Source organism: Paenibacillus sp. HWE-109, assembly GCF_022163125.1.
Lineage (GTDB): Bacteria > Bacillota > Bacilli > Paenibacillales > NBRC-103111 > Paenibacillus_E.
The window spans coordinates 3,299,173-3,313,607 of record NZ_CP091881.1 but is presented as its reverse complement, the minus strand read 5'-3'; the positions used below and the strand labels follow the sequence as shown (position 1 = coordinate 3,313,607).

Annotated in this window: 14 protein-coding genes; 13 read left to right on the top strand and 1 reads right to left on the bottom strand. The window is 47.5% G+C overall.

The genetic code is table 11. The features are described 5' to 3' along the window. The first annotated feature begins 19 nt into the window (after nucleotides 1-19). Nucleotides 20-523 carry a pantetheine-phosphate adenylyltransferase gene (coaD, locus tag LOZ80_RS13740; protein ID WP_443147065.1) on the top strand — a complete coding sequence of 168 codons (504 nt, stop codon included), beginning with the start codon at nucleotides 20-22 and terminating at the stop codon, nucleotides 521-523. A 14-nt stretch (nucleotides 524-537) separates the two neighbouring features. Here coaD and LOZ80_RS13735 read toward each other — a convergent pair whose 3' ends face one another. Further along, nucleotides 538-1,827: a nucleoside recognition domain-containing protein gene (locus LOZ80_RS13735; protein ID WP_238171940.1), complete on the bottom strand. Its 1,290-nt coding sequence runs from the start codon at nucleotides 1,825-1,827 to the stop codon at nucleotides 538-540. 124 nt (nucleotides 1,828-1,951) lie between these two features. Here LOZ80_RS13735 and LOZ80_RS13730 point away from each other — a divergent pair, with 124 nt between their 5' ends. The 12 genes from LOZ80_RS13730 (at nucleotide 1,952) to smc (ending at nucleotide 14,419) form a co-directional block, all read left to right on the top strand. Then, entirely contained in the window at nucleotides 1,952-3,073 is a 1,122-nt protein-coding gene (locus LOZ80_RS13730; protein ID WP_238171939.1) for a SepM family pheromone-processing serine protease, read from the top strand. Nucleotides 3,074-3,162: 89 nt separating this feature from the next. Then, on the top strand, nucleotides 3,163-3,672 hold the full coding sequence (locus tag LOZ80_RS13725; protein WP_238171938.1) for a YceD family protein: 510 nt from the start codon (nucleotides 3,163-3,165) through the stop codon (nucleotides 3,670-3,672). Between the two features lie 38 nt (nucleotides 3,673-3,710). Further along, the gene (rpmF, locus tag LOZ80_RS13720) at nucleotides 3,711-3,884 is read left to right on the top strand and encodes a 50S ribosomal protein L32 (RefSeq protein ID WP_029195321.1); all 174 of its coding nucleotides are present in this window, start codon (nucleotides 3,711-3,713) and stop codon (nucleotides 3,882-3,884) included. Between the two features lie 120 nt (nucleotides 3,885-4,004). Beyond that, nucleotides 4,005-4,616, top strand: a complete 612-nt coding sequence (gene fapR / locus LOZ80_RS13715; protein ID WP_238171937.1) for a transcription factor FapR — start codon at nucleotides 4,005-4,007, stop codon at nucleotides 4,614-4,616. Then, entirely contained in the window at nucleotides 4,600-5,604 is a 1,005-nt protein-coding gene (gene plsX, locus LOZ80_RS13710) for a phosphate acyltransferase PlsX (protein WP_238171936.1), read from the top strand. The genes fapR and plsX overlap by 17 nt, the downstream gene beginning before the upstream one ends. Continuing rightward, nucleotides 5,601-6,587 carry a beta-ketoacyl-ACP synthase III gene (locus LOZ80_RS13705; protein WP_283214762.1) on the top strand — a complete coding sequence of 329 codons (987 nt, stop codon included), beginning with the start codon at nucleotides 5,601-5,603 and terminating at the stop codon, nucleotides 6,585-6,587. Before plsX ends, LOZ80_RS13705 begins: the two co-directional genes overlap by 4 nt. A 69-nt stretch (nucleotides 6,588-6,656) precedes the next feature. Beyond that, nucleotides 6,657-7,610 (top strand): ACP S-malonyltransferase, encoded by a 954-nt coding sequence (gene fabD / locus LOZ80_RS13700; RefSeq protein ID WP_238171935.1) that lies wholly within the window; start codon nucleotides 6,657-6,659, stop codon nucleotides 7,608-7,610. Further along, nucleotides 7,597-8,337 (top strand): 3-oxoacyl-[acyl-carrier-protein] reductase, encoded by a 741-nt coding sequence (fabG, locus tag LOZ80_RS13695; protein ID WP_238172979.1) that lies wholly within the window; start codon nucleotides 7,597-7,599, stop codon nucleotides 8,335-8,337. Before fabD ends, fabG begins: the two co-directional genes overlap by 14 nt. An 84-nt stretch (nucleotides 8,338-8,421) precedes the next feature. Next, nucleotides 8,422-8,655, top strand: coding sequence for an acyl carrier protein (acpP, locus tag LOZ80_RS13690; protein ID WP_028558238.1), 234 nt, complete (start codon nucleotides 8,422-8,424; stop codon nucleotides 8,653-8,655). A gap of 93 nt (nucleotides 8,656-8,748) precedes the next feature. Then, nucleotides 8,749-9,984, top strand: coding sequence for a beta-ketoacyl-ACP synthase II (fabF, locus tag LOZ80_RS13685; protein WP_238171934.1), 1,236 nt, complete (start codon nucleotides 8,749-8,751; stop codon nucleotides 9,982-9,984). Nucleotides 9,985-10,044: 60 nt separating this feature from the next. Then, the gene (gene rnc, locus LOZ80_RS13680; protein ID WP_238171933.1) at nucleotides 10,045-10,746 is read left to right on the top strand and encodes a ribonuclease III; all 702 of its coding nucleotides are present in this window, start codon (nucleotides 10,045-10,047) and stop codon (nucleotides 10,744-10,746) included. A 97-nt stretch (nucleotides 10,747-10,843) separates the two neighbouring features. Further along, nucleotides 10,844-14,419 (top strand): chromosome segregation protein SMC, encoded by a 3,576-nt coding sequence (gene smc, locus LOZ80_RS13675; protein ID WP_238171932.1) that lies wholly within the window; start codon nucleotides 10,844-10,846, stop codon nucleotides 14,417-14,419. Nucleotides 14,420-14,435: the final 16 nt, after the last annotated feature.

Genomic DNA, 14,435 nt, shown 5'->3' with positions numbered 1-14,435 from the left:
AAGAGGAGTTGACAGCATGATGAAGCAAGAACACGGAAGAACGATAGCCGTTTATCCAGGCAGTTTCGATCCGGTTACGCATGGGCATCTTGATATCATACATAGAGCAGCAAAAGTTTTTGATAAGTTAATCGTAGCGGTTCTCAACAACACGTCCAAGAACCCCTTATTCACGCTGGAGGAGCGGATGGACCTCATTCGCCAAGTGACCAAGGATTTGCCCAATGTAGAGGTGGATGGGTTTAGAGATTTGATGGTCAATTATATGAAAGCACGCAATGTGCGTTTGATTGTACGTGGGCTTAGGGCGGTTTCGGATTTTGAATATGAGCTGCAAATGGCATCTACGAATCATAAGTTGAACTCGGATGTTGAGACTTTTTTTATGACGTCTAAGCCTAAGTTTTCTTATTTGAGCTCAAGTATTGTAAAGGAAATTGCTCGATTTCATGGACCCGTTGAAGATTTAGTCCCTGTGGAAGTGGAAGAGGCACTCAAGTTGAAATTTCCTAAAGATAATTAAATGAAGTGTTGTAGTTATAGGGCTTTCTTACGGAAAGCTCTTATGACTGTTGAAATGGCAAGCATGATGAGGAACAAAAGAATAAATTGAGCCAGCATAGGTCCCCAGAGACTCCAGGCCGATTCTCCGTTAAGCGGGAAGGTGGACGCGGTGGAGTGGGCTGCTGTTGTGTTCAACCAAAGAAAGCTAGGTTCTGTGTCTGTAAAAAGCAGTTGCAATGGTTTCCATAACAGAAGTGTAAGTGTGAAGGCTAGCACAGCATGAAGGATACGGGATTGCAAAAAGAAGCTATAGCGAGCGTCTGTTTGTTGGTGCAACCCAGCAACCTGCGCATGGGCAGAGAGACCGCCCCAACCCAGAAATGCGCTAATTAGCGCTATTTGTGCTAGCAGGGAGAGACCATGGGTTTGGCTCCATGCATAGGCGCCGAGATGAATCTCAAGAACGCTTGTAACCCACTGCGGTGTGGTGTCTGTATGGATATTGATCAATTGAAGCATGGCTTGAGTGACAGGGCGCAGCGCAGCTGTGAGCTGAGAAATATGAATGACATTGATCAGGACTGAGAAAATCATCATGTAGCCGCCGATGAGCATTAAAGTTTGCACGGAGGCGGTCACGGCATCTCCAAGCAGTTTGCCTAAGGCGCGTCCATCATGCAAATAGGCGTGACGCATCGTGAAGAGGGCTTGTTTCATAACTGGGGTCGACCGATTGGCGAATTTCGATTCTGCCGGTTCAAGCTCAGCAGACTCGGTAGTAAGAGAGCCCGTTTTCCGGAATAATCTCATTGCAATACCGGTTAGAAGGGCTGACCCGTAATGGATAACGGCAAGCACGATGCCAAGTTTGGCGCTGTTGAGGAACCCGACCCCTACGACGATAATGAGGAAGAGCGGACTGCATAGGTGGGACAAAGCTGTTAAACGTTCGCTTTCGGTCCGTGTGATGAGATTTTTTTCCCGCAAGGAAGCTGTAATTTTGGCTCCTGTAGGAAAACCTACAATAAGTCCGGAGGCTAAAGCCCAACCGCTTACACCTGGCAGCCGAAAGATAGTTTTTGTTAGCGGCTCTAACAGAACGCCTGCCCCTTGGATAACGCCGAAACCGATTAACAGTTCAGTCATAATTAGAAAAGGCATCATCGCCGGAAACACGAGCTTCCACCATATCGTTAGTCCTTCAAGGGAGGATTGGAAGGCCTTGTCCGGGAATAGAATAACAGACACAACCGTTAGGGCAGCCAAAGACCCTAATACCAGTGTCGTAAGTTTAGAATTGGATCTTGTATTCATAGGCTGCATAGAATCACCTCATCCTTCAAATATGCTTTCATTTGTACGCGGAAAGTTGAGGGTTTAGACCAAGCTTTGCTTGCCAACGGGTCAGAAGAGGCCAAAGATTAGTCATCGAGAGAGAGGAACTTGCATGGAAAATGAAGATGAGAGTGTACGCACTTGGTCGAATGATTCCTACCGTTATCCACGAGTATCAGCGACTAGAAGGTACTTACTTTCAGCGATTGTTGGCGTAGTAATCGTTTATTTGTTGTTTTTTGTAAGGCTGCCATTTTTTATTTTTATGCCGGGAACAGCAGAAGAAATAAAGCCCATGGTTACTGTAGCGAAAGGATCGGATACCGAGAAAGGGACACTGATGCTGACCACGGTGCGCGTCGCCGACGCCAATGTGGTTAATTATATAGTAGGTCTTCTACATCCTTATGAGGAGATTCAGCCTAAACGAAGTGTATTGAAACAAGGAGAGTCCGAGCAGGAATACACCCAGCGTCAAGAATATGTCATGCTAACTTCACAGGCGAATGCTATTCAAGCCGCGTATACGCATGCCAAGGTTCCCTTCCATATCAGCCACGAGGGTGTCTTGGTGCTTCAGACATTGCCTGGCCTAGCGGGCGAAAAGGTTCTCAAACCAGGGGATGTGCTGTTGAAATCGGGTGATAAAGAAGTGAAGGTCGCTCAAGATTTGCTGGACTCGCTCAAAGGTAAAAAACCAGGGGATTCCGTTGCAATCACTTATAAGAGGCAGAAAGTGGAGCAGCAAGCCACCTTAGTCTTAGGCACACTCCCACAGCAAGAAGGGGATAAGGGCGAGGCGAGAGCGGGCCTAGGTGTTGTTCCGGCAGATATGCAGTCTGTGAAAGCCGATCAAGCCGATCAGCAAGTGACGATTAAGGCTGGAGAGATTGGCGGTCCATCGGCAGGTTTGATGTTTTCCTTGGAAATTTACAATCAACTTTTGCCAGAGGATATTACCAAAGGATACAGGATCGCTGGGACTGGGACGATTGAAACGGATGGCACCGTAGGTCCAATTGGCGGAATTGAGCATAAAATTATTGCGGCAGATCGTGAAAAAGCCGATTATTTCTTCGCGCCCAAAGATGTGACCTATAAAGATGGGACTAAGGTTAATAATTACTCGGATGCCGTTCACAGAGCTGAGCAAATTAAGACGAAGATGAAAATCGTTGAAATTGGCACGATGGATGATGCTCTGAAATTTCTAGCGGATCTGCCTTCTAAATAGGTTTTATAAACTAAAAATAAAATTTTTGAATTGACAAGCAGCTTCGCGACTGGATATAATAATCTTTGTTTGTTTGGGGTGATAATAACATGCAAATTCGATTTAGAGAGCTTGCTCTTAAAGGGCAGCCCGTGCATATGACGGAATCAATGAACTTAACGACCCCTTTTGAAGGGCGTCACGATGTCCTTGGTTATGGTCCTGTACGTGTCGATCTTCAAGCTACGCATGAAGATGGATTAGCAAAAGTTAACGGTACGTTAACGCTAGACTTGGAGTTAAGTTGTTCACGATGCTTATCGCACACCAATCAAACAATCGAGCTTCCTTTTGAGGAAGTCTTCATGCAGAAGCCAGAAGAGGAAGATCCTGATCTTGATGAGGATATCCATTTGGTAGTTGGAGATAAAGTCGATTTGGAACCTTACGTTGTAGAAAATGTAGTGGTTGGTTTACCGTACATACCACTTTGTGACGAAGCGTGCAAAGGTCTCTGTCCCGTGTGCGGAGAGAATCGCAATCTACGTGATTGCGGCTGTAAGCAGGAGAAAATTGATCCTCGGCTTGCAGGTCTCGCGGACTTTTTTAACAAAGAATAAGGCAACGCCGGAAATTCGTATAAGGAGGTGTTTTGAATATGGCAGTACCTCAAAGGAGAACGTCCAAAACCCGTCGCGACAAGCGCCGTACTCACTTTAAATTGGAAGTTCCAGGCATGGTGAAATGTGAACAATGTGGAGAGCTTAAGCTGGCTCACCGCGTTTGCAAATCTTGCGGAACTTACAAAGGCAGAGAGATCGTAAAAGCATAAGAATGGACATAGTACTTCATCTTAAAAGTGAAGTGCTATTTTTTTTGCTTTCTTTTTGGTTGTAAATTTAATATACTACAGTTTAGTATCTGGTAATAAGATGAGATCTCACGAGATAAGGTGGTGCTCACCATCGAACGCCTTCCTAAACGACAAAGGCAGCAGCAATTGCTTCAAGCGATTGAAGACAATCCTTTTATGACAGACGAAGAACTGATGCGTACGTTTGGCGTCAGTATCCAGACCGTCCGATTAGATCGATTGGAGTTAGGTATTCCTGAGCTGCGGGAACGAATGAAGCATATGGCGGTCAAGACGCATGACCAAGTTCGATCATTATCCATTGATGAAGTTATTGGAGAAGTTATCGATATACAGCTGGACCAAAGCGGTATTTCGATTTTTGAAATTAAAGAAGATCATGTTTTCTCAAGAACCAAAATAGCAAGAGGACATCATATATTCTCACAAGCGAACTCTTTGGCCGTTGCTGTCATCGACGATCCGATAGCTCTGACTGCTTCAGCAGACATTCGTTTTATACGATCTGTGAAGCTCGGAGAGAAATGCATTGCTAAAGCTTATGTGCGCTCTGTATCCAAGGGAAAAGCAAGAGTTGAAGTGTCTTCTTATGTTGGGGATGAGGCTGTTTTTCGAGGCAATTTTGTGATCTTTCATTCGAAGAAAGAGCATCTAGATAGGGAGGACAAGCTGCATGCGGATCGCGATTGATGCAATGGGCGGCGATAATGCTCCTAAGATCGTAGTGGAAGGTGCACTCGCAGCGGCCAAGGAATGGAAGGATGTACATATCATCTTGGTCGGCAACAGCGCCGCGATTGAGGCTCACCTCACAGAGCGGCCGGCGAATCTAACGATCCGTCACACCGAAGAAGTTATTGAAGCGGAAGATGAGCCTGTGAAAGCTGTTCGCCGCAAAAAGGATTCTTCCATGGTAGTGGCTGGAAGGCTGGTACGCGAGAAAGAAGCGGAGGCGATGATTTCCGCAGGCAATACGGGAGCTTTAATGACGACAGGTCTACTTGTCGTAGGACGCATTCCTGGTATTGAACGTCCGGCGTTAGCGCCAATGATTCCTACCATGGATGGAAGTGGCGTGCTCGCGCTGGATTTGGGCGCAAACATGGATGCCACACCGGAACAACTCGTGCAATATGCCATAATGGGCAGTATTTACCGAGCCAAAGTTCATGGTATTAACAAGCCACGCGTAGGTCTGCTGAATGTGGGGACAGAAGCCGCCAAAGGGAATGAATTAACGAAAACAGCATATCCTTTAATGGAACAAGCGCCTATTCATTTCGTTGGAAATGTGGAATCTTCACAAGTCCTGCGAGCCAAATGCGATGTTATCGTATGTGATGGATTTGCCGGAAATATCATGCTGAAAACCTTAGAAGGCGCGGCTTCAGCTATTTTCTCAGCACTTAAACAAGAATTTACCAAATCGCTATTTACCAAACTGGCTGCGGCTGTTCTGAAACCAGGACTTACCCAATTCCGCAAAAAATTAGACTATAACGAGCATGGAGCGGCCCCGTTTCTGGGGATTGATGGACTAGTCCTGAAAAGTCATGGTTCCTCCGATGCGAATGCCATTAAGAATGCTGTTCGTCAAGCGAGAATAGCCTTGCAGAATGATTTGGTTGGCACCATATCTGCCGAAATTAGCCATGGGAAGAGAGATATAACAACATGAATCTAATACCAGTTGGGGTCCTCGGAACGGGGAAATACGTACCAGAGCGTATATTAACAAATCAAGAACTTGAAACCATGGTCGAAACGAATGATGAATGGATCGTCAGCCGAACAGGGATTCGCGAAAGAAGAATTGCAGCAGAAGGACAAGCTACTTCTGATCTATGCTACGAGGCTTCCCTCATTGCGATGGCTAGCGCAGGCATTACCGCGGATCAACTTGATTTGATCATCGTCGCAACAATTACGCCAGACATGTCTTTCCCGTCTACAGCTTGTGTGCTGCAAGAGAAGCTGGGCGCCAAGAAAGCAGCAGCTTTTGATCTTTCTGCCGCTTGCTCGGGTTTCGTCTATGGCCTAGCGAATGCTTCGAATTTCATCGCAACGGGAACTTATAAATATGCGCTCGTGATTGGAGCAGATTGCTTATCCCGGATTACAGACTATACGGATCGTAACACCTGCATTCTTTTTGGGGATGGAGCGGGAGCCGTTGTCATTGGTGAAGTGCCTGAGGAGAGAGGCTTCAAATCCTTCGAGCTGGGCGCAGATGGTACGGGAGGTCCTCTTCTGAAAATTGAAGGTGGAGGTTCACGTAATCCGGCTACGCAATCTTCGATTGACCAACGTCTGCATTACATCTATATGGCCGGTGCTGAGGTTTTCAAATTTGCCGTGCGAATTATGGGCAATGCGGCAGATGAAGCTTTGCGTAAAGCAGGTTGGGAAAAAGCGGACATCGATTTGCTAGTTCCGCATCAAGCCAATATGAGAATTATTCAAGCCTCCTTGAATCGTTTGGAATTAACGGATGACAAATGTATGATCAATTTAGACAAATACGGCAACATGTCCGCAGCTTCCATTCCTGTAGCGCTGGCAGAAGCAGCTGAGCAGGGTAGATTAAATGAGGGCGACCGCATCGTGTTGGTTGGCTTCGGCGGCGGCTTGACGTGGGGCGCATCTGCGCTGGTTTGGTAGTCACGAACATTCCATAGTCCTTATAAACTTCATCTTAAAATTTAACGCCAAAGGGGATTTTTTTCTCGTATGGGTAAAATAGCATTTGTTTTTCCTGGTCAAGGTTCGCAGTCTGTCGGGATGGGGCAGGATTTGTACGCGAATCATCCTGCGGCCAAAGCGTATTATGACCGCGCGAATGAAGCGCTCGGCTTCTCTTTATCGGATCTGATCTTCGAGGGTCCGGAGGACCAGTTGAAGATCACGTATCACACGCAGCCTGCGCTGCTGACAACAAGCATCGCTTGTCTGGAAGCGTTCAAGGCAGCGGGCATTACACCAGACTATGTCGCTGGACATAGTCTGGGCGAGTACAGCGCGCTCGTCGCAGCCGGCGTGCTCGGGTTCGAAGACGCGGTCCGCACCGTGCGGGCCCGCGGCGAGTTCATGGAGCAGGCCGTCCCAGGCGGCCTGGGTGCCATGGCAGCCGTGCTGGGAGCCGAGCGCGCAGCGCTGGCGGAGCTATGCTCGGCTATCACAAGCGGCGGCTCCGTCGTGGAGCTCGCCAATGTGAACTGCCCGGGACAGATCGTCGTCTCGGGCAGCAAAGAGGGCGTTGCAGCAGTTGTCGAACGCTGCAAAGAAGCCGGCGCGAAACGCGCCATACCGCTCGAGGTGAGCGGGCCCTTTCACTCTTCGCTCATGAAACCAGCTTCGGAGCGCCTCGCTGAGGTGCTCGCGTCCATTGAGATGAGCGATGCAGCCGTACCCGTTGTGGCCAACGTAACGGCTCGCCCTGTTACGCAGCCCGGCGATATTCGCGGTCTGCTTGTTGAACAAGTGTCTTCCCCTGTATTATGGGAAGACACCATTGCTTACTTGATCGGCCAAGGCGTCGACACGTTCGTTGAGCTTGGCTCGGGGACTGTGCTCGCAGGTCTTATCAAGAAGGTCGACAAAACGGTGAAAACCGTGTCCATTGGAAGCCAAGAAGCTTTGGAGAAGTACATGAAGGAGACTGATGACAAACATGCTAACGGGTAAAGTGGCGCTGGTAACAGGGGCATCTCGAGGTATTGGACGGGCTATTGCTCTGCATTTAGCTGAGCATGGCGCGGATGTTGCCGTGAACTATGCCGGAAGCGAGGCTGCTGCCGGCGAAGTCGTAGCGGCTATTGAAGCAATGGGCCGCAAGGCAGTCAAATTGCGCGCTGATGTCAGCAGTTTTCAAGAAGCCGATGATTTAGTCAAGCAAACGGTAGAGATTTTTGGTAAAATTGATATTCTTGTGAATAATGCTGGCATAACAAGAGACAATTTAATCATGCGAATGAAGGAAGAAGAGTTCGATCAAGTCATCGCTACGAATCTGAAAGGCGTATTTAACTGTGTGAAAGCCGTTACCCGTCCTATGATGAAGCAGCGATTCGGTCGAATTATTAATATATCTTCTGTAGTTGGCGTGCTCGGCAACCCGGGTCAGGCCAATTATGTAGCAGCCAAAGCAGGCGTCATTGGTTTAACCAAAGCGACTGCTAGGGAACTTTCTTCTCGAGGCATTACCGTGAATGCGGTGGCTCCAGGTTTTATTGAAACCGATATGACCGACAAATTGTCGGCCGAGATGCGAGAACATATGTTGAAGCAGATTCCACTGGAACGTCTGGGTCAGCCTGAGGAAATTGCAAAGGTGGTTCGCTTCTTAGCGTCCGACGATGCGTCCTATATGACAGGCCAAACGCTTCATGTAGATGGTGGCATGTACATGTAAGATTTGCCAGAAAGAGAATCTAGAAATTGCCTACTGGCAATCTGTCAAAGATTCTCGTATAATACCAAAGAGGAGGTGAACCGGATGTCCGACGTATTGGATCGTGTTAAACGAATTGTAGTCGATCGTCTAGGGGTTGATGAAGCTGAAGTCACCCTCGAAGCATCTTTCAAAGAAGATCTTGGTGCTGATTCTCTCGATGTAGTTGAATTAGTAATGGAATTAGAAGATGAGTTCGATCTAGAAATTTCAGATGAAGATGCTGAGAAGATTACGACAGTAGGAGAAGTTACGAATTACATAAAATCTCATACGTAATAGTCTACCGAGTCCCGTTTCTAATCAAGACGGGACTTTCTCTCCATTTTGAACAACAAAAAATTAAGTTTCTCTACATAGAAGGTGGTACATATGAACAGAGTTGTGATTACAGGTATGGGCGTAGTTACTGCCCTTGGTCAAGATTTAGAAACGTTTTGGGGAAATCTGACTTCCGGTAAATCCGGGGTTAGTTTAATTGAGAATTTTGATGTAAGCGAATACCCTACACGTATTGCGGCAGAAGTGAAAGATTTCAATATTGAGAACTATGTGGATCGTAAAGAATCCCGCCGGATGGACCGCTTTGTTCAATTCGCAGTTGCTGGAGCTATCAATGCGCTCAAGGATGCGAATCTAGATGTGAAGGAAGATACGGATCCCGAACGGGTTGGCGTTTCCGTGGGTTCAGGTATTGGCGGTCTGAATACGTGGGAAGAGCAGCATCGCATCCTTTTGGAAAAAGGGCCTAAGCGTGTTTCTCCATTCTTTATCCCTATGATGATTGCCAATATGGCATCGGGTCACATCTCGATGGTGACTGGAGCCAAAGGACCTAATTCCACAGCTGTAACCGCTTGTGCAACGGGGACACACTCCATTGGTGATTCCTTCAAAATGATTCAACGCGGCGATGCCGACGTGATGATTTGCGGTGGGGCTGAAGCGACGATTACGCCGATTGGGGTTGCGGGCTTCTGCGCGCTGCGCGCGATGTCTACACGCAACGAAGAGCCGCACCTGGCAAGCCGTCCATTCGATACGGATCGCGACGGGTTTGTGATGGGGGAAGGCGCAGGCGTCATGATTCTGGAATCACTAGAGCATGCACAGCAGCGCGGAGCTCGTATTTATGCGGAAGTAATCGGGTATGGGATGAGCGGTGACGCTTATCATATGACAGATCCGGATCCGGATGGGGCAGCACGTTGTATGACCAAAGCGATTAAGGACGCAGGGATTGCGCCAGAATCCATCACTTATATCAATGCTCATGGAACTTCTACATCGGTAGGAGATAAATCCGAGACGACGGCGATTAAGAAAGCACTAGGTGAACATGCGTACAAAGTAGCGGTGAGCTCGACGAAGTCCATGACAGGCCATTTGCTTGGCGCTGCTGGTGGGGTAGAAGCCGTAATATGCGGATTGACAATTTCCAATAATTTGATTGCTCCGACAATTAATCTGGTCAACCAAGATCCTGAGTGTGATTTGGATTATGTACCGAATGTAGCTCGTGAAGCGAAGGTTGATATTGCGATGTCGAACTCATTCGGTTTTGGCGGACACAATGCAACCATTATCTTGAAAAGGTTTGAAGCATAATTTGCCTTCCTACGAAGAAAGATAACGGAATATCATTCTCTCTGGGCGGTGAGTTAAGCAATGAATCGTGATATCAAAGTACTGCAGAAGCAAATCGGCATCACTTTTAGGAAGACGGAATTGCTGAAGCAAGCATTTACCCATTCCTCTTATGTGAATGAACACCGTATTGCTGGACACAAAGATAACGAGCGGCTGGAGTTTCTAGGCGATGCTGTCCTTGAGCTAACGGTTTCAGAATTTTTATATGATTCTTATCCAGGGCGTTCGGAAGGCGAATTAACGAAGCTTAGAGCCTCGATTGTTTGTGAGCCGTCCTTAGTTACTTTTGCTGAAGATTTGGATTTTGGCGCATTTGTTTTGCTTGGCAAAGGTGAGGAATTGACGGGCGGGCGATCCCGTCCGGCTCTCCTTGCCGATGTATTTGAATCCTTCGTAGGCGCCTTATACCTCGATCAAGGGATCGAGGTTGTCAAAGGATTTCTCCATAAACATGTGTTCACCAAAATCTCCAGCGAAGGCAAGCTTCTTGTGATCGATTACAAGACACAACTGCAAGAACATACACAGCATCATAATATGGGTTCATTGGAATACCGGATTGTCAATGAACGTGGACCTGCTCATGAGCGTGAGTTCGTTGCAGAGGTGTATATGGATGTTGATCTGCTGGGAACCGGCGCAGGACGTTCGAAGAAAGAGGCGGAACAGCAAGCAGCAGCTCAAGCTTTGTTGAAATTGAATGTCACCGTTCAGCGATAACGAATATAGCTAGGGAGGCAGCTGCGGCTGCCTTTTTTGGTTTTTATCTCTCTTATTTTTAGAAGGGATATGTTACAATAATTTTTGAGGTGAGACCATGTTTTTGAAACGGATTGAATTATCCGGGTTTAAGTCTTTCGCAGACCGGACGGAGTTGGAATTTGTACGCGGTATCACCGCAGTTGTAGGTCCGAATGGTAGCGGAAAAAGCAATATTTCAGACGGTATCCGCTGGGTGCTGGGTGAACAAAGTGCCAAATCTCTGCGTGGCGGCAAGATGGAAGATGTTATTTTTGCCGGAAGTGATTCACGCCGTGCGGTTAACTATGGGGAAGTGTCACTGACGCTGGACAATACGTCACAGTCGCTGCCGCTTGATTTTAATGAAGTAACGGTAACTCGCCGTGTGCATCGCAGCGGAGAGAGCGAGTATTTAATTAATAAACAGCCCTGCCGTCTGAAAGATATCACCGAATTGTTCATGGATACAGGAATTGGGAAAGAAGCGTATTCGATTATTGGACAAGGACGTATTGAAGAGATTTTGAGTACAAAATCCGAAGATCGTCGGGGGATCTTTGAGGAAGCCTCGGGGATTGTTAAATATAAATCACGCAAACGGGAAGCAGAGAAGAAATTAGGGGAAACCGAGCAGAATTTGCTGCGGATTCACGATCTTGTTTCCGAGCTTGAGGACCAAATTGAACCGCTTCGCGAGCAGTCGGAGAAGGCAATTCGCTATAAGGAGCTTCGCGAGACGCTCAAGAGCAGTGAGATTGCCATGTATGTCCATCAAATCGATCAGATTTATCTTTCGTGGAATGAAGCTTCGCAAAAGTTGGAAAAGCTGACGAAAGAGCAAACAGAGCTTTCCACAATTGTGAATCAGCATGATGCCCATCTGGAGAAGCATCGCTGGGAAACGCGCCGACTGGAAGAAGAGTTGGAAAAATTGCAAGAAAGCCTGCTTGGGCTGAGCGAGGATTTCGAGAAGTGTGAAGGACATGGCGAAGTTCTCAAAGAACGTAAGAAAAACTATGTCGGGAACCATCAGCAGTTAAGCACAACGATTGCGGTTCAAGAGCAGCGGAAGCTGGATAAAGAAGCCGAACTGAGTGAGCAGCGGGAGAAAATCATCCAAATTGGCGCACAGTTATTTGAGTTTCAGGCCAAGCTGACGGCTGAGGAGCAGCGTTTGCTGGGTGTTAATGGCGGGATCAGTTCATCGCCGGAAGATCAATTAAAAGGGGAGTTGTTGGAAACCCTTAACCGGATGGCCCAGGCGCGCAATGAAATTAGGTATGCGGAGCAGCAGACAGAGAGCCTTGCACGCCGTTTGGAGAGATTGGATGAAGAACGCCAAAAGTGGTCCGAACAGCGGGAGAAAATCACACTGCGCAAACAGGAATTAACGGTTAAGCTGGATGAGACCGTCCAAGAAATTGAAGATGTTAGGCAACAGTATGTGCAGCTAACCCAAAGCTTGAAAAATAAACAAAGCTTATTGGATGAAGCGCAGGGAATGGTCCGCAAATGGGAGCAAAAGCTGGATGCCTTAACCTCCCGCCGTGATACCATGAAGGAAATGGCTAATGACTATGATGGCTTTATGCAAGGGGTTAAGGAAGTCCTTAAAGCGAAAACCCGCAAAGATTTGAAGGGAATTCGCGGCGCGATTGCCGAACTGGTCAAAGTGCCAGCGGATGTGGAAGTAGCGATAGAGACAGCGCTCGGCGGTGCCTTGCAAAATATCGTAGTTGAAACGGAAGCCGATGGTCGTGAAGCCATTGCCTTTTTGAAACGCCGCCAAATGGGGCGGGCTACCTTCCTGCCGATGAATGTCATTCGGGGCCGTTCAATTGGCGATCATGAGCTAAGCTCGTTGAAGTCTGCCAAAGGCTTTATCGGACTTGCGGTTGATCTCGTTTCTTTTGATGCCACGTATACGAATATTTTCTCAAGCTTATTAGGGAATGTCGTAGTTGCCCAGAGCTTGGAGGATGCCAATCATATTGCAGCCAAAGCACAATACCGCTACCGTGTTGTCACGTTGGAAGGTGACGTTGTCAATCCCGGCGGTTCGATGACGGGCGGAAGCTTGCAGAAGAAATCAACGAATCTGCTAGGTCGCCAACGTCAGATCGAGGAATTGGATCAAGAAATCAAGAGCTCTGAGCAGCAGCTTAGCGGTTTGCGCAGCCAATCCGGTGTGATGAAGCGTGAGATTACTGATGATATGATGACGATTGAGCAGCTTCGCCAGCTAGGGGAACAGAAACGGATTACCGAGCAGCAAGTTCGTGCAGAATTGAACCCGTTGGAATCCGAAAGCCGGACAGTCGAAGATCAGCTTTCCCAGGATAGTCAAGACCGAGGTTCATTATTGGCAGAGAAGGCTGATTTGGCTCGCAAGAAAACCGAGGCCGAAGCTATGTTGGCTGAACTTCAGCAGGAGGAGGCTTCTTTGCAGCAGGCTATTCGTGAAGCTGAAAACTCCAGAAAAGCCAGTGAATCCGAAAAAGAAGAGCTCCAAAGCCAATTGACAGATTTGAAAGTTAAAGTGGCATCGATTTCTCAAGAGAAGCAATCTCTGCAAGACCAACAGCGGCGTCTGCAGCAGGATCTTGGAGAGGTTGAGCGGGAGATGGAGATGAACCGGGGGCTTCTTGTTCAACTGGAACAAGATATGGCTTTACTGGAGCAGGAGACCGTGCTGCAAGTTGAATTGCTTAACGATCTTAAGCTCAAAAAGCAGCAATGTACGGAAAGTATCGATTTCAAACGGGCTGAACGTACGGAATGGCTACATAAGCTTGAACAGGAAGAGAATGAAACTCGCGCCCAGCGTACGCAACTAAAACAGGTTGAAGAGAGTTTGCACCAAACGGAAGTTCGTGTAACTCGTCTGGATGTCGAGCTCGAGAATATGCTGAAAAAGCTGGCCGAAGACTATGAACTTAGCTATGAGCTAGCCAAAGATCGCTACCCGGTGCCGGAAGATATTCAAGGGACCCAAAGTAAAGTACGTGAGCTCAAACGTGAAATTGCTTCCTTAGGAGAAGTTAACCTGGGCGCAATTGAAGAATACGCGCGTGTGTCTGAACGTTTTGAGTTTCTAGATTCGCAAAAAAATGATTTGATCGAAGCGAAAACAACGTTGTATCAAGTCATTCGTGAAATGGATATAGAGATGTCGAAGCGATTTAAGACGACTTTTGATGCGATTCGGTCGCATTTCGGTGTTGTGTTTGCCAAATTGTTCGGTGGCGGTCGAGCGGATTTGATTTTGTCGGAACCAGAGAATATGCTGGATACGGGCATTGAAATCGTAGCTCAGCCGCCTGGCAAGAAGCTGCAAAATCTACAGCTGCTTTCCGGTGGAGAGCGAGCACTCACGGCGATTGCGCTATTATTTTCGATTATTTGTGTAAAGCCAGTGCCATTCTGCGTCTTGGACGAAGTTGAAGCGGCTCTGGATGAAGCGAATGTGTCTCGTTTTGCTGAATATTTGCGTGAATTCTCGGAAATGACGCAATTTATCGTCGTTACACACCGCAAAGGAACGATGGAAGAGGCCGATGTGCTCTACGGCGTAACCATGCAAGAAGGCGGAGTTTCCAAGCTGGTTTCAGTGCGTTTGGAGGATGAGGAAGCTGTTGTTTCTGCGTCATAATCTGTTGACAAGTTAA

Excerpts from the sequence above, each read along its gene's own strand:
- coaD (WP_443147065.1), top strand. The coding sequence starts at position 20 with ATGAAGCAAGAACACGGAAGAACGATAGCCGTTTATCCAGGCAGTTTC.
- LOZ80_RS13735 (WP_238171940.1), bottom strand. The coding sequence starts at position 1,827 with ATGCAGCCTATGAATACAAGATCCAATTCTAAACTTACGACACTGGTA.
- LOZ80_RS13730 (WP_238171939.1), top strand. The coding sequence starts at position 1,952 with ATGGAAAATGAAGATGAGAGTGTACGCACTTGGTCGAATGATTCCTAC.
- LOZ80_RS13725 (WP_238171938.1), top strand. The coding sequence starts at position 3,163 with ATGCAAATTCGATTTAGAGAGCTTGCTCTTAAAGGGCAGCCCGTGCAT.
- rpmF (WP_029195321.1), top strand. The coding sequence starts at position 3,711 with ATGGCAGTACCTCAAAGGAGAACGTCCAAAACCCGTCGCGACAAGCGC.
- plsX (WP_238171936.1), top strand. The coding sequence starts at position 4,600 with ATGCGGATCGCGATTGATGCAATGGGCGGCGATAATGCTCCTAAGATC.
- LOZ80_RS13705 (WP_283214762.1), top strand. The coding sequence starts at position 5,601 with ATGAATCTAATACCAGTTGGGGTCCTCGGAACGGGGAAATACGTACCA.
- fabD (WP_238171935.1), top strand. The coding sequence starts at position 6,657 with ATGGGTAAAATAGCATTTGTTTTTCCTGGTCAAGGTTCGCAGTCTGTC.
- fabG (WP_238172979.1), top strand. The coding sequence starts at position 7,597 with ATGCTAACGGGTAAAGTGGCGCTGGTAACAGGGGCATCTCGAGGTATT.
- acpP (WP_028558238.1), top strand. The coding sequence starts at position 8,422 with ATGTCCGACGTATTGGATCGTGTTAAACGAATTGTAGTCGATCGTCTA.
- fabF (WP_238171934.1), top strand. The coding sequence starts at position 8,749 with ATGAACAGAGTTGTGATTACAGGTATGGGCGTAGTTACTGCCCTTGGT.
- rnc (WP_238171933.1), top strand. The coding sequence starts at position 10,045 with ATGAATCGTGATATCAAAGTACTGCAGAAGCAAATCGGCATCACTTTT.
- smc (WP_238171932.1), top strand. The coding sequence starts at position 10,844 with ATGTTTTTGAAACGGATTGAATTATCCGGGTTTAAGTCTTTCGCAGAC.